Below are 18,434 nucleotides of genomic sequence, written 5' to 3'. Positions count from 1 at the left end.
TGGGCTCAGGCGGTGATCCAGTCGCTGGTCGCGATCACCGGCTGGACGCCCTGACGGTGGACGGTGCCCTCGATCAGGCCGTACATCCGGTCGGCCGCGAAGTACACCTCGTTGTCGTTCTTCAGCCCGAACGGCTCCAGGTCCACCAGGAAGTGGTGCTTGTTCGGCAGGTTGAGCCGGACCTCGTTGACCGTGGAGACGTGGTCCAGGACCCGGTCCGCCATCGCGTGCAGGGTCTGCTGGAGCGAGTAGCTGTACGTCTCCGCGAACGCCTCCAGCATGTGGCGCCGCACCTTTGCGTACGAGGCGTCCCAGTCGTGCTCCGCGTTTGCCGCCGCCGAGGCCGAGTTCGCCCAGCGGGCGGTGACCTTGGTGGCCAGGATGCGGTCGTACGCCTCCTGGAGCGTCGTGTACTCGTCCTTGATGAAGCCGTGGAACTCGGAGTTCGTCGAGTTCATCACCGTCAGCTCCTTGAGGCCCGACAGGACCTGGAGCCCGGTGGTCTCCGAGTACGTGATCTGCGCCGTGCGGACCTCCTGCCCCTTGCGCGCGAAGGAGTGCTGCTCCTTGCGCGACGGCACCGAGATCCGCTCCCAGGCGTACTCCTCGACCCGGATCTGCGCCTCGTGGATCACGGCCTGCGAGGACACGAAGTGCTGGGCGAGGAGGATGCCGAAGGCCTCGGGGGAGTCGACGCCGTGCTCCTTGGCGAAGGCGTAGACCGTGTTCTTCGTGGTGTCGGTCGGCAGACAGTTGCCGTTGTCGCCGGTCAGATGGACGTCGCGGTACTCACCGCGCAGGGCCACCGACACGTTCAGGTCGCGGATCTCGTGCCACGCGCCGTCGTTGCCCTTGCGGGTGACGGTGACGATGCGGTTCTCGGCCTTGCCGTACTGGTTCTGGGCGAGGACGTGCTTGCTCATGTGCTGCTCAGCTCCTGCGGGTACGTGGATACGGATATCCCGTACGCCCGGCGTCCAGCGCCCTGGAGTCCTCCAGGGGGTCGCTCCCCGCCGTCCGGCCCGTGAACGGCGGACCGCCCCGGGACTGACGAGCATCCCGGTCCGTAGGTGTCGGCTCGAAGATATGTGCGTTCAGGGTGGCTGGCAATGGGTGAGGGGGAGCGTCAGCGGGGCAGGACCCGGGTCTCGACCGACGGCAGGCCCTTCGCCCACCAGTGGTCGTACCGCCCGTACACCCGCGGATCGCGGTCGGCGAGCAGCGTCCCCAGGGCCGCCGCCTCGGCCGCGAGCCCCTCCCAGTCGCCGGCCGTCAGCGGGTGGAAGGCGCTCGCCTCGATCCCGCCGTCGACCGGCCGCCACACGCCGGCCACGTACCCGTCGACGAGGAGCGCCGGAAGCGTGTCGCCGTTCACGCGGATGACGTGCCCGCGGTACGCGGGCGGGATGATCCGGCCGCGGTCCGCGTAGGCCAGCAGGACGTTGTCCCACATCGCCATCAGCCGGGGCGGCGCCGGGACGTCCTCGCCGGGCCGCACCGCCCCCGGCACGTCGTACAGCACCGTCCCGTCGGCCCCCTCCAGGCGGTCCAGCTCCCCCTCCAGGGACTTCACCGCCTCCCGCACCAGGCGGCGCGGGGCCGTCGTGAACTGCGCCACGTCCGCCACGGACGCGGGCCCGAAGCCCTCCAGACAGCGCCGGACCAGGGCGGCGAGACCGGCGGCGGACGCCTCCGGGTCGGCGAGCGACGGCAGTTCGGCCGCCGTGACGAAGGACTGCGCGGTGCCGAACGACCACGGCGGGCCCGTCGGCGCATGCCACAGCGGCGCGTACTGCCGCACCATCCGCCAGACGACGGCCTCCACCGGCCCGCCCCGGCCCTCCTCGAGGTGCCTCCGCAGCTCGGCCCCGGTCCGCGCGCTCCCGGCGTACGCCAGGAGGCCGGGCAGCAGCGCGTCGGCGTCGGCGGCCGTGAACCCCGCCGCCGTGAACCGCGGATCGTGCAGCCGCGAACCGCGCAGCGTCGGCTCCATGCCCTCCCGGAAGGCCCGGTAGTCCTCGGCGTGCACCAGGTGCAGCGTGAGCCGCATCAGCGTCGACCTGACCAACTCGAAGCGGTGCAAGGCCCCGTCGAGCTGCTCCGGGTCGAAGTCCGCGACCCTGTTCCACAGGGCCACGTAGGGCGAGCCGGGATGCTGCGCCTGAAGACCCACCACCCGCCGGACGGCGTCCGTGACACCGAGCGGCGCGCGCTCCAGGAGCAACTGCCGGTGGAGAGTGGAGCGGTTGAGGGCGCGCGCGGAGATCACCATGGTGCGATTCTTCCTTCCGGCGCCCCCACGCACGCAACGTACTGTCGTGATCATGGGGAACACACCGCCGCATCCGTCGACCCGCCCGTCCGGCGAGAGCACCGGCCTCGTGCCGCGCCCGCGTCCGGCCGACGAAGGGGACTCGGCGGCGCCTTCGGGACCACGGTGGACACGGGACCGGACGCGGGACAGGGCCCGGGACTGGAGGCGGGACTGGACGCGGGGCAAGGCACGGGGCTGGACGCGGGGCAAGGCACGGGACAGGGGCCGGCACTGGACGCGGGGCAGGGGCCGGGACTGGGCGCGGGGCAGGGGCCGGGGCCTCGCCCTCACCGCCCTCTGCCTCCTCGTCTGCGCGGGCCTCGGGCTGCAGTCCTGGACGGCCCTGCGGGCCACGGGCTTCGACCTCGGCATCTTCGACCAGGCCGTGCGGGCCTACGCACACGGCGAGCTCCCCAGGTCGCCGATCAAGAACGTCCACCACGCATTCCCGCCCGGCTTCTCGCTCCTCGGCGACCACTTCACGCCCGCGCTCGCCCTCCTCGCCCCGCTCTACCTGCTGTGGGACGACCCGCGGACGCTGATCCTCGCCCAGGCCGCGCTGTTCGCGGCGGGCGTGCCGGTGGTCCGGCGCATCGCCCGGCACGCCTTCCAGGACGCGCCGCCCCGCGTGGGGCGCCGCGCCGCCGACCTCGGCGGACTCGTGTACGCGCTGGGCTGGCCGCTCCTCGGCTCCGCCTACAACGGCTTCCACGAGGTCGCCTTCGCCGTGCCGTTCACCCTGCTCATGCTGGAGCGCGGACTCGCCCACCGGTACGGCGCCGCCGCCTTCTGGGCGGCCCTGCTGTGCACCGCCAAGGAGGACATGGGCCTCGTCGTCGGCGCGTACGGCCTCGTCCTCGCGGTCCGCGCCCACCGCGCCGGCCACCGGGCCGGCCGCGCCACGGGCGTCGCGCTCGCCCTGGCCGGACCGCTCGTCTCCGCCCTCGTGATCTCCTGGTTCCTGCCGGCGATGGGCGGCCCCGAGGGCTACTACTGGTCGTACGGACGCCTCGGCGCCGACCCGGCGGACGCCCTGGCCCACGTCCTCACCGCCCCCTGGATCCTGCCCCAGGTCGCCGCGACCCCCTTCGTCAAGGTCGCCATGGTGGCCTGGATCCTCGGCACCCTCGCCCTGCTCCCGCTCGGCTCCCCGACCTTCCTGCTCGCCGTCCCCCTCCTCGCGGAACGCGTCCTCTCCGACAACCCCAACCACTGGCCGGTGATCAACCACTACGACGCCTTCCTCTGGCCGATCCTCCTGACGGCGGCCCTGGAGACGCTTGCGAGGCTGCGCGAGCGGCGTGGGATCCGCCCTTGGGCGGTCACCGCGCTCGTCCTCTCCTCCGCCGCGGCCGTCGTCCTCGGCCTCGCTCTCCTCGTCCGGCCGGACTCCTGGCGGCCCTCCCCGGACAAACGGCCCCTCGCCACGGCCGCCGCGCTCATCCCCGACGGCGCGACGGTCGAGGCCGACAACACCGTCGCGCCCCGCCTGACCGCCCGTACGGACGTGGTCATCGTCGACGGGACGCCACGCGGCGCCGACTGGGTCCTCCTCCGGACGAACGACCGGACCTTCCCCTTCGCCTCCGTCGAGGAACAGCGGCAGCGGGTCGCGCTCCTCCTCACCCACGGCTACACGACGGTCTGGCACCGGGAGGGCACCGTCCTCCTCCACCGCACGGATGCGGTCCCGATCCCCGGCATGCACCGCCCGGGCCCCGACAGCACCCCCGTCCGGGAGGCCGTCCCGGAGGACGTGGGCGCGAACCTGCTGCGGCGGTAAGGGCGGTAGGGGGCCGGCCGAGCGCCGGGGAGACAATCGGGGCCATGTGGAGACGTGACAAGCGGAACCAGGACCGACAGCACCGGCAGCCCACCCCGGCCGAGCGGATCACCGCCCCGCTCCTCGCGAACATGCCCCACGCCGGGGACTTCGGCCACGAGGCGATCCAGCGGCTCGGCAACCCCGTCCCCCTGCCGATACGGAACGACGGCGGCGAACTCCTGGAGCTCTGGCTCGAACCGTTCGGCCAGGACTACTGGCTGCGCCCCGGCGAGCGGGTCACGGTCACCTCGTACGGGCGCTGGGACGACCACCCCTTCGAGACGGCGCACGAACCGGGGCGCATCACGGTCTGGGCCACGTCCTTCTTCGCCACGGTCACCGACGCCGAGGGCAACGAGGTCCCCGGCGCCCACCAGCGACCCGAGGGAACGTACGAACCCTGAGCCCCGCCCGCACCTGGCTCGTCAACGACATCCCCGGCAAGCTGGAGAACTGGGGCGGCGCCGGCCTTCGACCGGTACGGAGCGGGGCGCACGGAGACGCGCGTTCACCCAGGACTCGCCCCGCCGTCGCGAACCCGTCGCCCCGTGTTGCGCGAAGGACCGGACCATGAGGCCGCCCTCACCGGCGACATTCCATGTGCTCAAGGGAGTTCTGATGAATCCGCGCCTCCTGCGCCGGCCCGCCCTCGTGGTCCTGCCGCTGTCCGCCGCGCTCGCGCTCTCGGTGGTCGTGGGGACGGCCGACGCCACGCCGGCGCACCACGGCGGCCCCGCCGCCCGGGTCGTCTCCACCGCGACCCTGCCCGACATCCCGCTGGCCGCCTTCAGCAACGCCCTGCTGCCGGGCAGCGTCGCCGACGACCGGGGCGTCGACCTCGGCGGCATCGGCAGCGACCTGTACCCGGCCGGGCGGCGCGGCGAGTACTGGACCGTCACCGACCGGGGCCCCAACGGCCAGATAGCCGTCGGCAAGGACAAGCGGCGCACCTTCCCCGTGCCCGGCTTCGACCCGGCCATCGTGAAGATCCGCACCGTCGGCGACCGGATCCAGGTCCTGAAGTCCATCCCGCTCACCACCACTTCCGGCGCCCCCGTCACCGGCCTGCCCAACCAGCCCGGCCGCGACGAGGCCCCGTACTCGTACGACGCCTCCACCCCGCTCGCGTACGACCCGAACGGCCTGGACACCGAGGGCCTCGTCCGCGACCGGGACGGCGGCTTCTGGCTGGTCGACGAGTACGGGCCCTCGCTCGTGCACGTCTCCGCGCAGGGCCGGGTCCTCGCCCGCCACGTCCCCGAGGGTCTCGGCCTGACCGGCACCGACTACCCCGTCGTCGAGTCGCTCCCGTCGATCTTCCTTCAGCGCAAGGTCAACCGCGGCTTCGAGGGCCTCGCGCTGCTGCCCGACGGCGACCTCGTCCTCGGCCTGCAGAGCCCGCTGCTCAACCCCGACAAGGTCTCCGGCGAGAACTCCCGCACCACCCGCCTGCTGCGCTTCTCGCCCCGCGAGAACCGGGTCACCGCCGAGTACGCCTACCGCTTCGACCCCGTCGGCGTCGTCGAGCCCGGCCAGACCAAGACCTCCGAGCTGAAGCTCTCCGCGCTCGTCGCCGTCGGCGGCGACCGCCTCCTCGTCCAGGAGCGCACCGACAAGGCCGCCCGCCTCTACGAGGTCCGCCTCCGCCGCGGCTCCGACATCCTCGGCACCACCTGGGACACCGCCGCCGGCCCCACCCTGGAACAGCTCGACGACACGGCCGCGGCCCGGGTCCCGGTCCTCGACAAGCGCCTCGTGATCGACCTCGGCACGGTCGAGGGCGTCCCCGGCAAGATCGAGGGCGTCGCCGTCGAAGGCTCCTCGACCCTCGTCCTGCTCAACGACAACGACTTCGGGATGACGGACGGCCCGGAGGCCTTCGACACGAACGGCCGCCTCGTCGACAGCGACGTGGACACCACCCTCGTACGGGTCAGGCTGAACCGCCCCGTGCGCTGAGCTCTCCCCGGGAGGGCGGCCGCAGCGGATTGGCCATCGGCACGTAGCGGGCGTCGGCGCCGTCCACGTCGAGCCAGCGCAGCAGAAGGTTGGTCTTCGCGGGCACGTGCGGCGAGTCGAGCAGCGCGGAGACCTCCGCCGGGCCGCCGTGCTCCGCCGCGTACCCGGCGAACACCGCCCGGGCCAGGGGCCACAGTTCGCCGGCCAGCCCCGGGTGGCGGTCGGTGAGGGCGCCGGCGATCTCGGAGAGGTTGTTCGTCACCAGGCAGTACGCCAGCCGCTCCCAGCCGTGCGCCGCGTCCAGGGCCGGGGCGGGCCCCCGCGGCCCGTGCCGGTCCAGGAGCCCGCGGTGCCGCTCGGCGACGATCCGTACGCCCTCGTGGTCGCGGAAGACCACCTGCGCCGGCAGGCCGGTGGCGTCCACGCCCACCAGGACGTTCTGCAGATGGCACTCCAGGACCAGGCCGTGCGCCCGCCAGGCGTGCAGCACCGGCGGCACGAGCAGGTCGAGGTAGCGCCGCCACCACGCGAGCGCCCGCTCCGGCGTCAGCCCGTCGACCGGGTTGCCGGGGAAGCCCTCGCCGATGCCCGCCGCGAGCAGCGGCGTCACCCCCGGCAGCAGATGCGGCCGCAGGCCCTCGCGGGCGATCACCGCGAAGCCCTCGTAGGCGTGCTGCCCGCCGAGGTCGGCGGTGCGGTAACCCCGGTCGGCGAGGAACGTCGCGGCGGGGAAGGGGTCGAGGACGGGCGCGAGGAGGTCGGCGACCGTCCGCAGCCACAGCAGGTCGCGCAGCTCCAGACGGCGGTTCCCATTGGTGATCCGCACGTCCAGGCTGAACTTGCAGAAGAGGTCGGCCTCCGGCAGGTAGACCGTCCGCACGGAGGACGTCGGCACGGCCAGGCCCGCCCGTGGCGCGCCGGGACCGAGCCGCAGCAGCCGCCCGTCACGGAACGCGGGCAGCGTGCTCTCGTGGAGCAGGTCCAGCTCCCAGGGGTGGATGGGAAGGACGACGTAGCCCTCGGGCGCCTCCGTGCCCAGGACGTCCAGGAGCGACAGGTCGCCGTCCTCCGCGACCACGTCGGCCCGGACGCCGAGGAGCTCCAGCGGGAACCGGGCGTACGCCTCCGGCGCGTACGGCAGCCAGCTCTCCGGGGCGCCCGCCCCGCGCGACTTCGGCGCCGGGTGGTACCGGTGGCCCGCCAGCAGCGCCTGCTCCGACCGCAGGTACGGGTCCTCCGGCGGGCACGCGGACGCGCGCGCGTCCTGCAGCGCCGCGACGACGTCCCTGCTGTCGGTCATCTCGCCGAGGACGGTCCTGTTGGTGACGCCGGTGCGCCGGCCCAGCTCGTCGGCGGTCAGCGCCACGAGGGCCTCGAAGGTCAACGGGAGCCAGCCGCCGTCGGTGCGGACGCACGGGTCGGCGGGCCGGCGGCCGGCCCGCACCCGAAGCAGCCGACCGGTCGCCGGGAGCCGGTGCACGGCGTGGTCCGGATCCGTGTGCGGCCCGGTCTCGGCCACCTCCCGGATCAGGCAGTTGAGGAGGGCGGTGGCGGAGAGGGCGTCGGCCACGCCCTTGGCTTCACTCACGACAGCGCCTTCCACCCGGTCCCCGACGGATCATCCACCGATAGGGACATCCTGCGCAGGGTAGTGAGCCTTCATGCACTCCGCTCCGGATCACGATACGAGCGCACGACACGCGCCGCGCGCCCCCGAGGCGGCCGTCGCCGCGAAGGCCTCCGCTTCTGGGACGGCCCCCGCCACCGGGACCGCTCTCGCGGCGGAGGCGGCCGAGGCGGCCGAGGCGGCCGAGGCGGCCGTCGCCGCCGAGCTGGCGGACGTGGCTCCCCGGCTCCTCCCCGCCTACCGGCAGGAGCTGGCCCCGGCCCGGGCGGCGGTCCTCGCCCGGCTGTGGCGCGCGCTGCTGCACGAGCCGCTGCCGGGGGTGGCGGAGCGCGACGGGGACGCCGGCCGGGTGCGTCTCGCCGACGGGCGCGTCCTGAGCGGCCCGCCCCGGCTCCCGTACGACCTGGTCGTTCCCGGCGAGGACACGACCGTACGGCTCGACGACCGCGCCCACGACCACCCGGCCGCCCTCCTCGCCGCACTAGACCTCCCGGGCGCCGCTCCCCTGGTCACGGACCTGGCCCACGGAGTCGCCTCCCTGGCACTGTCCCGGGCGGGGGCGACGGCCTCCGGCCCCGGCGGCGGCGACCCGCTCGCGTACGTCGAGCAGAGCATCGTCGACGGGCACCCGTACCACCCCTCCTGCCGCAGCCGCCCCGGGCTCTCCGTGGCCGAGCAGCTCGCGTACGCCCCCGAGCACCGTCCGGTCGTCGGACTCGACCTGGTGGCGGTCCCCGCCGACCGGTGCCGGGTCGCGGGCGCGTGGCCGGAGCGGCTGCGGGACGGCGACCGGCTGCTGCTGCCCGTGCACCCCTGGCAGAGCAAGCACGTCCTGCCGGGGCTCGGGCACCGGCCGTTCGCCACCGGAGCGATCCCCGCCCGGCCGCTGATGAGCGTACGGACCCTCGCGCCGCTCGACGGCGGACCGCACCTGAAGACGGCGCTGTCCACGCGGATGACCAGCGCGATCCGTGACATCTCGGCGAGCGGCGTCGAGAACAGCGCGCCGCTCTCGGACCTCCTCGCGCACGTCGTGGCCGACCTGGCGGACACGCTGCGGATCACCCGCAACCTCGCCGGCGCCTCCGCGCTCGTGCGCGGCGAGCCCAGCGGCGACCTCGCCGTGCTGCTCCGCGAGTCCCCGTCCGCCGCCGCGGGCCTGCGGGCGGGGGAGACGGTCGTGCCGGTGGCGGCGCTCGCCGCCCGCCCCGCCGGCGACGGGCCGCCCCTGATCCGGACGCTCCTGGCGTCCGCCGACGCTCCGGACGCGGGCACCGACTGGCTGGCCGCCTTCGCCGGCCTCGCGGTCCCGCCGCTGGTCCGCCTCCTGAGCCGGGGCGTCGCCCCCGCCGCCCACGGGCAGAACCTCCTGGTCGTGCTCGACGCGCACGCCCGGCCCCGCCGGCTGGTCTACCGGGACCTCGCCGACGTCCGGCTGAGCCCGGCCCGTCTCGCCCGGCACGGTTTCGACGCCGCTCCGGTCGGCGGGCGGGTGATCGACGACGACCCGGCCGTACTCCGTACGATGCTTTTCGGCCACCTCTTCGGAACCGCCTTCGGGACCCTGGTCTCCGCCCTCGCCGACCGCGACCGGGCCGCCGGGGCCCGGCTCTGGGCGGTCGTCGCCGCCGCGGCCGACCGCGCCTACGACGACCTGCCGGCGACCCCGGAGAACCGCGCCGACCGGGCGGCCCTCTTCGCCCCGGAGATCCGGGTCAAGGCCCTCACCCTGATGCGCCTGCGAGGCGTGGACCGGGACGAGTGGATCCCCCTGCGCAACCCCCTCGTGGACCGGCCTCAGAGGAAGTGCACGTCGTAGCGGTCCTGCGCGGACCGGAGCGCGTCGAACGTCTCCAGGCCGTGCTGGACGCGGCCGAGCGTCCGGAAGTAGCCGAAGCGGTCGACGCCGGGGGTCAGGACCACGAGCAGCTCCGCGGTCGAGCCGGGGGCCGCGCCGAAGGAGTGCGGCGTCCCGGGCGGCACGGAGACCAGCCCGCCGGCGGCCACGGTCGCCGTACGGCCGTCCAGGGTGAACCGCATGACCCCGTCCAGTACGTAGAACAGCTCGGTCGACCGCGCGTGGAAGTGCGGCGGGGCGCCGGCCGCCCCCTCGCCGAGGGAGAGGCGGTTGGCGCCGAGCGCGCCGCCGGTGTCGCGGGCGTCGGCGAGGAGGCGGAAACCGCCGCCGTGGGGGAGGTCGACCCGTTCGGCCTCCTCGGCGTGGACGACCAGCGCCTTCTGGTTCTCGGACATGGTGCACAGCTCCTTCTCGGTCGGCATCGGATTCCATTCGACCCGGGGAAGAGAGGCCGCACCACAGGCGGTTGCAGTCGTCGGGGATCACCGTTCGTGATGAATGCGGGGGAGGGGCGGCGGTGGAGCTGCGACAGCTGCGGTACTTCGTGACCGTGGCGGAAGAGGGCGGTTTCGGCAGGGCCGCCGAGCGTCTCGGCATCGTCCAGTCGGCGGTCAGCCAGCAGATCCGCCGACTCGAACGGGACTGGGGCGTGGAGCTCTTCGAGCGCACCACCCGGCGCGTGCGGCTCTCCGCCGCGGGCGAGCGGCTGCTGCCCGAGGCGCACGCCGTGCTCGCGGCCGCCGACCGCACCGCGCGCGTGGCCGCCGACACCGCGGCGGGCGACGACGGGATCCTGCGCCTGGGCGGCATCCACGGCCCGGGGGACCGGATCAACCGCGTCCTGGGCGAACTCGCCGCCGGAGCACCCCGGTTGCAGGTGCGCCTGCACCGGCTGCCCGTCGCCCGCCGCCTGGCGGCCGTACGCGACGGAGAGCTGGACGCGGCCCTCGTACGGGCGCTGCCGGACGAGCCGGGGGCGGCACCCGGCCTGACCCTGCTCCCCCTGTGGAGCGATCCGCTGTACGCCGCCCTGCCCGAGGGGCACCCGCTCGCGGCCGAACCGGAACCGCGCCTGGACCAGCTGGCCGGCCTCCCGCTGCGGCTCGCTCCCCGGGAGGACAACCCGCCCTTCCACGCGCTGGTCACCGGCGCGTTCGAGGCGGCCGGGGTCCAGCCGGTCCCGGGGCCGCCGTTCAGCGACCTCCAGGCCACGCTCACGGCGATCGGCACGGCCCGGGAGCCGTCGTGGACCCTCTTCTACGAGGTGCGGGGGCTGCCGAGGGTCCCCAGGGTCGCGGTGCGCCCGCTGGCCGGACTCACCGTCACCACCTCGCTGGCCGTCCGGCCGGGCCCGCCGGGACCGGCCCTGCGGCACCTGCTGAGGGCCCTGCGCGCCGTCGGCTGAGCCCGGCGCCGGTCACGGGGCGACGGGGAACGGCTCGGCCCAGGGCTCCTCCTCCAGCAGGAGCCCGTTGGCCAGGTAGCTGATGGTCCGGTACCAGCCGGCCAGGACGAGGAACTCCAGCAGTTGGGCGTCCTCGTAGTGGGCGCGGAGGGCATCCCAGGCGGGCTCGGAGAGGCGCGCGGTGTCGTGCAGTTCGTCGACGGCGGCGAGGAGGGCGGCGTGACGCCCGGTCAGGGAGGCGGGCCTCACGCCCCTGTCCACGTCCGTGGTCGCGCGGAGCTGTTCGGGGCCGAGCCCTGCCCGCGGGGCGAGGGTCGCGGCGTGGACGCCCCACTCGTAGGCGCAGCCGCTGCGCGCGGTCACCCGGGCGATGACGAACTCGCGGTCGGCGGCGGGGAGGAGCCCGTGGCCGAGGAGCCCGGCGCCCAGGGTGAACATGCGGGAGGCCAGCTCGGGGTTGCGGTGCAGGACCCGGAAGAGTCGGAGCGGCTCGTGGGGTACGCCGGGCGGCATCCAGCGGCGCAGGGCCCGGTCGACGGCGGGGGAGTACGGGGGGACGAGCGGTTCGATGCGGGGCATCTGCTGCACCTCCTGCTTCGTTTTCAGAAGCGCCACTATGATGCTTCTGAAAGCGAAGCGCAAGGAGGAGGAGTGGCGTGGGAGAGACCGGAGCGGCGACACCACGGCCCGGGCGGCCCGTATCCGGACGGGCCGTACCGGAGCACCCCGTACCCGCACGGCCCGTACCCGCACGGCCCGTACCGGGGCGGCCCGTGCGGGGATCCGCGTCCGGCCGCCCGGTCATGGCCGCGCTCGACCTGCTCGGACGCCGCTGGGCCCTGCGCGTCCTGTGGGAACTGAGCCAGGCCCCGGCCGGCTTCCGCGAGCTCCAGCGCCGCTGCGAGCGCATGTCCTCCAGCGTGCTCAGCACCCGCCTCGACGAGCTGTCCGAGGCCCGGCTGCTCACCCGCGCGGACGACGAGTACCGGCTCACCCCCCTGGGCGCGGAACTCGTCGATGCACTGGCCCCGTTGGAGGCCTGGAGCGGCCGGTGGGCGAGGGAGACCGAAGGTCCTACGGACGGTGGCCCGGGCGCCTGACCAGGACGCCACCGCCCAGCCGTACCACCGGACCGGACGGACCGGCCTGGGTCGTGGCGCCGATGGTGGCGGGGCTGCCGAGGGAATCCCCCATGTCGACCGCGATGCGGTCGATGCCCCGACCGGCGAGGTGGGCGGCGAGGCAGGCCGTGCTGTTGGCGTTGGCGATGTCCTCCGGGACGCCGATCGACGGGGCGAACATCCGGGCCGCGAGCCGACCCGAGGGCGACGGCGCGGAGTACGCGTAACAGCCCAGGAGACCGAGGCGGTCGCAGGCGGCGCGGAGCCGGCCCATGTCCGGGGCGAGGGCGGCGAGTACGGACCGGGAGGCCACCGGGACCAGCAGGCGCGGCCGCCCGACGGAGGCGACCCGCGGCCCCGGCCCGAGCGCGTCCGGGTCCAGGCCGAGGGCCGGCAGGACGAGCGCGGACTCGGCCCCGGTCGGCTCGCGGAGCTCCACGGACCCGTAGGCGAAGTCGGCCTCGGCGTACGGCCCCTTCCGTACGGCCCGGCCGGCGAACGTACGGCCCGCGACGCGGAGGGACGCCTCGTACGTGTCGGTGGCGGCCCGCGCGGCGAGGAAGCCGAGGGCGGCGATCGTGCCGTGCCCGCAGGAGGGCAACTCCCCCTCGGAGGTGAAGAACCGGAGGGAGAAGGCGGGACGCCCGTCCCGTTCGCCCTCGCGCGTGACGAAGACAGCGTGCGAGGCTCCCGCCGCCCCGGGCACCCGCCGCCGCTCGTTCTCGCCGAACGGCCCGTCGTCCAGGACGGCCGTGGGACTGCCACCCCACCCGTCCGGGCCACCCCACCGGTCCGGCCCGCCCCGCTGGTCCTGCCCGTCCTGCCCGTCCTGCCTGTCCCGTCCGCCCAGTCCGTCCCGTACACACGCGTGGACGACGGTCACGGCCGACTCCCCGAAGAACACCACCTCCCACCCGTACCCCACCAGCGCCCCCGGTGACACCTCCGCTCAGCCGAGGAAGGACCCGGGACCGAACCGTCCCCGCGCCACGAACCCGGCCAGAACGGGGGACACGCCGTCCACCAGCACGAACCCGAGCTCGTGACGCCGGAGCCTCGTGATCGCCGCACCGCACACGAGGCTCACCGGAGCGTCAGCGAGCGGACCGCCGGCCGCGGCCGGTCCGGGCGCCCTGCTCCAACAACCCGGCGGGGCCCGTCTCCTGGTAACGGGCGACGAGTTCGCCGAGCAGCCGCTCCGTCTCCTCGTCGTCGGGCGTGTAGATCCACATCCTGGTGTCGGGGGCGGAGGCCATCGCGCAGCCCGTCGCGACCAGGCCGAGCCGGTCGCCGTCGACGGTCCAGAAGGACTTGCGGCGGGTGACCGACGAGGCGACCTCGTGCCTGGCCCACATCTCGGCGAAGCGCGCGCTCCGCTCGGACAGCTGCCGGACGAACCCGGTCCAGTGCGGGTCGTCCAGGTGACGGCCGGACTCGGCCCGCAACTGGGCGACCATGAAGGAGACCTCGCGCTCCCAGTCGACGAGCGGCTGCAGGTGCTCCTCGGCGGTGAACAGGTGCCGGAGCACATTGCGGTCCGGCGGCGGCAGCAGCACGAGACCCGGATCGAGTGCCGCGTACGCGTCGTTGAAGGCGAGCACGTCGTAGCGCGCGGTCACGATGGTCGCCGGGAGCGGGGTCAGGGCGTCCAGGATGGTCTGGTGCTCCGGTGGCCGGGGCGCCCCCGCCGACACGTCCACCGGCACGCCGGGGACGTCCGCCAGGCGGTAGAGGTGGTCGCGCTCGGTCCGGTCGAGCCGCAGCGTCCGGGCGATCGCGTCGAGCACCTGGACGCTGGGATTGATCCGCCGGCCCTGTTCGAGCCAGGTGTACCAGGCGACGCCGATGCCGGAGAGCTGCGCGACCTCCTCGCGGCGCAGCCCGGGCGTGCGCCGGCGGGTGCCCCGGGAGAGGCCCACGCTCTCCGGGGCGATGCGCTCCCGGCGGAGCCTGAGGAAAGCGCCCAGCTCGGAACGCCGCTTGCCCCCGCCACCTGCGGGACCGGGTGGGGAGGCGGGGTCGGCGGACGTCACGAACCCAGTGTGCAGGAGGGCGCGGCAGCGCATCCAGATACCCCCGGTACCAGGACAACTGGACGCCTGGTACCCGAATACGGCCACCAGGATCATCACCGCCATGAACGAGCCACCCCAGAGCCGAGCCACCCCACCCCGCCCCGCCACGGCCCGGCCCACCCCACCCCGACCCGCGGTCACCGAACCGTCACCCCCGACCCCCGCCGTACGCCACCACCAGCACCAGCACCAGCACCCTCACCGTCGCCGGGACAACCGGATGCTGGTCGTGATGTTGGGCGCGGTCTTCATGGCCCTGCTCGACTCGACCATCGTCAACGTCGCCACACCGACCATCCGCACCGACCTCGGCACCACCGGCTCCGCGCTGCAGCTGATCGTCTCCAGCTACACGATCGCCTACGCCACGCTGCTGGTCACCGGGGCCCGCCTCGGCGCCCGCAACGGCTTCCGCGCCGTGTTCCTGTCCGGCCTCGTCACCTTCACCGTGGCCTCGCTCGCCTGCGGGCTCGCGCCCGACCCGGCGACGCTGATCGGCGCGCGCGTGGTGCAGGGCGTCGGCGCGGCGATGACGATGCCGCAGGTCTACAGCATGATCCAGCTGCGCTTCGAAGGAGCCGCCCGGGGCCGGGCGCTGAGCCTGTACGCGGCCGTCATCGGGCTCGGCGTCGTGGTCGGCCAGGTCGCGGGCGGCTTCCTCGTCAGCGCGGATCTGTTCGGCGCCGGCTGGCGGCCGGTGTTCCTGATCAACGTGCCGGTGGGCGCGGTCCTGGTGATCGCCGGGATGCGGCTGCTGCCGCGGGGCAGGCCGCCGGAGCCCAAGGGCCTGGACCTCCCCGGCCTGATCACGCTGACCGCCGCGCTCCTGCTGCTCGTCGTGCCGCTGGTGACGGGGCATGAGCAGGGCTGGCCGCTGTGGACGAAGGTCTCCCTCCTCGCCTCGATCCCCGCACTGACCGTGTTCGCCCTGGTGGAGCGCGCGGTCGCGCGCCGTGCGGGAGCGCCGCTGGTTCCGGCCCGGGTGCTGAGGACGCCCGGTCTGGTCTCCGGGGCGGCCGCGAACTTCTTCGCGATGGCGGGGTACGCAGGCTTCCTGTTCGCCTTCTCTCAGCACATGCAGTCCGGTCTGGGCGAGTCCGCGACCCGTACCGGCCTGACGTTCGCGCCGCTCGCGATCGGCGTCGCCACCGGCAGTCTCACCTGGCAGAAGGTGCCCGAACGCCTCCACCGGCCGATGATCGCCACCGCGTGCGTGGTCGCCGCCGTCGGGTACCTCGGCATCGGCTTCACCATGAGCTCCGGCGGGCACGGGGGCAGCGCACTCCCGGCCCTGCACCTGGTGGTCGGCATCGGCATGGGCTACGTCACCAGCCCGCTGCTGACGGTGGCGCTGGCCCGGGTCGAGCCCGGGGACGCGGCGGACGCCAGCGGCGTGATGACCACCACGGCCCAGGTCGCCCAGGTGCTCGGGGTGGCGACCTACGGCAGCGTGTACCTGGGCACGGCCGACGACGGGTCCGCCGCGCACGCCGTCTTCGTGACGGCGATGCTCGTCACGGCCGGCGCACTGATCAGCGCACTGGCAGCACTGAAGCTGCCGCGCGGGCACCAGCCCTGACCGCCCGAAGGACGAGGCCTCCGCGGCAGCCGCGGGCCACACTCCGACCCGCACGCGAAAGAGGACCCAGGCGCCCCCGCCCACCCGAGACTTCGGGCGTTTTCGGGGCGTCCGGGGCCAATCACGCGGCACACGGCATGGCGACTAAGAGGCAGGGGGTGGTGTGAGCCCCGGTTCGATCGTCGAGCGGAGATAGATCCGGGTCGTGCCCGTCGTGTACTCGTGAGAGAACACCTTCACGCAGTACGCGAGGTGCTCGGCGTCGGGCGAAGCCACGTCGTCGGGGCAGAACCCTCCCAGCAGCACTCCTTCTCCTGCTTGACGGAGTCGGACAGCCACTTGTCCGTCAGAAGGCAGAACGCGCCGACGGCCACGACGACGACCCCTACGACCCCCGCGGCCGCGACGAGCAGCCGCCGCCTCGGGCGCGCGCCACCCGGCCGTACGCTGTCCACACCGCTCACCTGCCCGTACCTGCCCGTCTCTCGTGTGTCTCCCGACCGTCGACCGTACGGCTTCCCTCGCGGCCCGGCTCGTCCACGTTCGGGACCCGGACCGTACGAACAAGAGCTTCCGCACACTCGCCGGAGGGCGGACCGGTCATGCGGGCAGCAGCCGTTCCAGACGGAACCGGGTCTTCGGGTCGGGATCGACGGTCAGCGACTGGACGCGGTAGCGGGAAGGGGGAAGTTCGACGCGCAGCGCCTCCACGGAATGCTCCGCGCCCGGGTTCGCGTCCGCGTCCCGCAGGCAGCCGAGGATCCTCTCGGCCTCGCCCCCTTCCCAGGCCGGGAGGAGCCCCTCGGGGATGAGCGCGTAACGGGCGAAGTCGGTGCCGTCGAGCCAGGGAGCCATGGGGCCGATCATCACACCCGTGTCTGACAGGAGCTGAGAGCGGCCGCGACATCGGGGCAGGGGGCTCGGTCGCGGCCGGGCCCTCCGCCGTGCCAGTTCGCCGGAGGCAGACGGGGAAGAAGCCCAAGGAACCGGATACACCCCCGTGGCCACGCCACGTTGGACGACCGCCCAGAACCTCAACCGCCTGGAGGCGCCCTGTACCGGCCGGACCGCACCACCGCCTACACCTGGGCGATCAAGGAAGCGGCCCCCGACGCGGTCGAGGTGGCAGACAGGTGGCCTCTGCTCCAGAACCTCGCGGCCGCCGTCGAGGAGACCTGCCACCAGCACCGCTTCTGCCTACGCAAACACGCAGAGCAGGAGGAGCCAACGCCCGAGCATCCGGTGATCGATCTGCCGGTGCCGGCACTGCCCCGTACGCCACTCGTCGAGCGCACCCGTGCCCGCTACGCGGACGTCCACCGGCTACTGGAGCAGAAATGGACGATCAGCGCCATCGCCCGCCACCTCGGCCTGGACCGCAAGACCGTGCGCCGCTTCAAGACCACCCCACTGGACGAACTCCTCGCCTCCGCGAAGGACTTCGGCATCCACAAGGCCAGGCTCCTGGAGCCGTCCAAGCCCTACCTGAACAGCCGGCTCACCGCCGGATCCACCAGCGGAACCCGGCTGTTCCACGAGATCCGGGAGCGCGGCTACACCGGCAGCATCCAAGTCGTCCGCCGCCGTCACCTGGCCAAACTCCGCGAAGGTACCGTCGAGCCGGTCCGCGCCGGCATCCCCAGCCCGCGCCGCATCACCTCGTGGATCATGCGCCCCCGCGAAACGCTCACGGACCAGGAGGTGGAGAAACTGCTCGACGTCAGGGTCGCCTGCCCGGACATCGCCCGGGCCTGCGACCTGGCCCGATGCTTCCGCGACCTTCTGGTCAGTCGGCGCGGCGGCCTGCTGCCGGACTGGATCCGCCAGGCAGAACAGGACGCTCCCACCCCGGTCCGCTCGTTCGCCGGCTTCCTCCGCCAAGACCTCGACGCCGTGACTGCCGGCCTCACTCTCGAATGGAGCTCAGACAAGGTTGAAGGAAACGTGAATCGGATCAAAACGATCAAGAGAGCCATGTACGGCCGGGCCTCGTTCCGACTGCTCCGCATCCGCATCCGCATCCGCGTCCTGCTCCGGAACCGACCCGCCCCGCTATCGGCGCGCCACTCGGCGCTTGGTCTTCGCTCGTACGCGCTCTCGCAGCAGCGCCTGGTAGTGCGCCGACTTCTGATCACCGAGGTCGTAATACTCGCAGAGGTCGGCCACCGTCTCGGCGTCCTGCGCACTGCCGGTAAGACCGGCCTGCATGAGTAGCCAGAAGCCCTCCCGCACCATCGCCCGGAACTCGTCCTTCGCACGCGCCGAAGGCGACGCGTCGTCGTAACCCGAACCGTAGACCGCACACAGCAGCGTCTCCAGGAACTGACTCTTGACCGCCGGCGAAACCTCACCCGCCAGTGCCGCAAGGATGACACCGATCGCCGGCCCGGTGCACTCGGCGATGATGCAGCTGTACTCGACATGCCCGGACAGGTCGTAGCCGCGAGCGTCCTGGGGGCTCTCGGCGGTCAGAAGCGTCTCGAACACCAGCGGCAAGTGCTCTGCCGAGTCACCGCAGGCGCAGCTCAGCGCGGTCCAATCGTGCCGCGCCAGCTCGGCGCGCACCAGATCGCTGACGCCCATCCCCACCCCGTTCTCAGACTGGCCTTCGGTCTCCCCGTATAGCCATGATCCAGCAGCCGGCCAAGACTTTTTGTCACGCCAAGCCCTT

The 18,434-nt window shown here is 73.7% G+C and carries 16 protein-coding genes; 8 read left to right on the top strand and 8 right to left on the bottom strand.

The genetic code is table 11. The features are described 5' to 3' along the window. Positions 1-5: 5 nt before the first annotated feature. Together pucL and ABZ318_RS04165 are read right to left on the bottom strand one after the other, a co-directional pair. On the bottom strand, positions 6-923 hold the full coding sequence (pucL, locus tag ABZ318_RS04170) for a factor-independent urate hydroxylase (RefSeq protein WP_356900943.1): 918 nt from the start codon (positions 921-923) through the stop codon (positions 6-8). A gap of 203 nt (positions 924-1,126) precedes the next feature. Further along, positions 1,127-2,272, bottom strand: coding sequence for a winged helix DNA-binding domain-containing protein (locus ABZ318_RS04165; protein WP_356900942.1), 1,146 nt, complete (start codon positions 2,270-2,272; stop codon positions 1,127-1,129). Positions 2,273-2,324: 52 nt separating this feature from the next. Here ABZ318_RS04165 and ABZ318_RS04160 point away from each other — a divergent pair, with 52 nt between their 5' ends. The 3 genes from ABZ318_RS04160 (at position 2,325) to ABZ318_RS04150 (ending at position 6,098) form a co-directional block, all read left to right on the top strand. Further along, positions 2,325-4,097, top strand: a complete 1,773-nt coding sequence (locus tag ABZ318_RS04160; protein WP_356900941.1) for a DUF2079 domain-containing protein — start codon at positions 2,325-2,327, stop codon at positions 4,095-4,097. 44 nt (positions 4,098-4,141) lie between these two features. After that, positions 4,142-4,543 (top strand): hypothetical protein, encoded by a 402-nt coding sequence (locus ABZ318_RS04155; protein ID WP_356900940.1) that lies wholly within the window; start codon positions 4,142-4,144, stop codon positions 4,541-4,543. Between the two features lie 214 nt (positions 4,544-4,757). Then, positions 4,758-6,098: an esterase-like activity of phytase family protein gene (locus ABZ318_RS04150; protein WP_356900939.1), complete on the top strand. Its 1,341-nt coding sequence runs from the start codon at positions 4,758-4,760 to the stop codon at positions 6,096-6,098. Here the strand turns inward: ABZ318_RS04150 and ABZ318_RS04145 are convergent. Then, positions 6,073-7,686, bottom strand: coding sequence for an IucA/IucC family C-terminal-domain containing protein (locus tag ABZ318_RS04145; RefSeq protein WP_356900938.1), 1,614 nt, complete (start codon positions 7,684-7,686; stop codon positions 6,073-6,075). The genes ABZ318_RS04150 and ABZ318_RS04145 overlap by 26 nt on opposite strands. A 73-nt stretch (positions 7,687-7,759) precedes the next feature. Here ABZ318_RS04145 and ABZ318_RS04140 point away from each other — a divergent pair, with 73 nt between their 5' ends. After that, positions 7,760-9,544 (top strand): IucA/IucC family protein, encoded by a 1,785-nt coding sequence (locus tag ABZ318_RS04140; RefSeq protein WP_356900937.1) that lies wholly within the window; start codon positions 7,760-7,762, stop codon positions 9,542-9,544. Here ABZ318_RS04140 and ABZ318_RS04135 read toward each other — a convergent pair. Then, positions 9,523-9,978 (bottom strand): cupin domain-containing protein, encoded by a 456-nt coding sequence (locus ABZ318_RS04135; RefSeq protein ID WP_356900936.1) that lies wholly within the window; start codon positions 9,976-9,978, stop codon positions 9,523-9,525. The two genes, ABZ318_RS04140 and ABZ318_RS04135, sit on opposite strands and share 22 nt — an antisense overlap. Positions 9,979-10,100: 122 nt before the next feature. On the opposite strand from ABZ318_RS04135, the gene ABZ318_RS04130 reads away from it, so the two are divergent. Beyond that, entirely contained in the window at positions 10,101-10,988 is an 888-nt protein-coding gene (locus tag ABZ318_RS04130; RefSeq protein ID WP_356900935.1) for a LysR family transcriptional regulator, read from the top strand. Between the two features lie 12 nt (positions 10,989-11,000). Here the strand turns inward: ABZ318_RS04130 and ABZ318_RS04125 are convergent, their stop codons facing one another. Then, the gene (locus tag ABZ318_RS04125; protein WP_356900934.1) at positions 11,001-11,567 is read right to left on the bottom strand and encodes a carboxymuconolactone decarboxylase family protein; all 567 of its coding nucleotides are present in this window, start codon (positions 11,565-11,567) and stop codon (positions 11,001-11,003) included. Between the two features lie 224 nt (positions 11,568-11,791). Between ABZ318_RS04125 and ABZ318_RS04120 the strand changes: the two genes are divergently transcribed. Further along, positions 11,792-12,088, top strand: a complete 297-nt coding sequence (locus ABZ318_RS04120) for a helix-turn-helix domain-containing protein (RefSeq protein ID WP_356900980.1) — start codon at positions 11,792-11,794, stop codon at positions 12,086-12,088. Here the strand turns inward: ABZ318_RS04120 and ABZ318_RS04115 are convergent. Then, positions 12,063-12,992, bottom strand: a complete 930-nt coding sequence (locus tag ABZ318_RS04115; protein WP_356900933.1) for a PhzF family phenazine biosynthesis protein — start codon at positions 12,990-12,992, stop codon at positions 12,063-12,065. The genes ABZ318_RS04120 and ABZ318_RS04115 overlap by 26 nt on opposite strands. Before the next feature lie 211 nt (positions 12,993-13,203). Then, complete coding sequence (locus ABZ318_RS04110; RefSeq protein ID WP_356900932.1) at positions 13,204-14,142, bottom strand: helix-turn-helix transcriptional regulator; 939 nt, start codon at positions 14,140-14,142, stop codon at positions 13,204-13,206. Positions 14,143-14,245: 103 nt separating this feature from the next. On the opposite strand from ABZ318_RS04110, the gene ABZ318_RS04105 reads away from it, so the two are divergent. Further along, on the top strand, positions 14,246-15,763 hold the full coding sequence (locus ABZ318_RS04105) for an MFS transporter (protein WP_356900931.1): 1,518 nt from the start codon (positions 14,246-14,248) through the stop codon (positions 15,761-15,763). Between the two features lie 600 nt (positions 15,764-16,363). On the opposite strand, the gene ABZ318_RS04100 is transcribed toward ABZ318_RS04105, so the two are convergent. Continuing rightward, positions 16,364-16,618 (bottom strand): hypothetical protein, encoded by a 255-nt coding sequence (locus ABZ318_RS04100; RefSeq protein WP_356900930.1) that lies wholly within the window; start codon positions 16,616-16,618, stop codon positions 16,364-16,366. A gap of 159 nt (positions 16,619-16,777) precedes the next feature. Here ABZ318_RS04100 and ABZ318_RS04095 point away from each other — a divergent pair, with 159 nt between their 5' ends. Then, positions 16,778-17,977, top strand: coding sequence for a transposase (locus tag ABZ318_RS04095; protein ID WP_356900929.1), 1,200 nt, complete (start codon positions 16,778-16,780; stop codon positions 17,975-17,977). Positions 17,978-18,434: the final 457 nt, after the last annotated feature.

Origin of the sequence: Streptomyces sp. NPDC006197, from assembly GCF_040613865.1 — a bacterium.
GTDB lineage: Bacteria > Actinomycetota > Actinomycetes > Streptomycetales > Streptomycetaceae > Streptomyces.
This window is presented reverse-complemented; position numbering and strand designations above follow the sequence as displayed.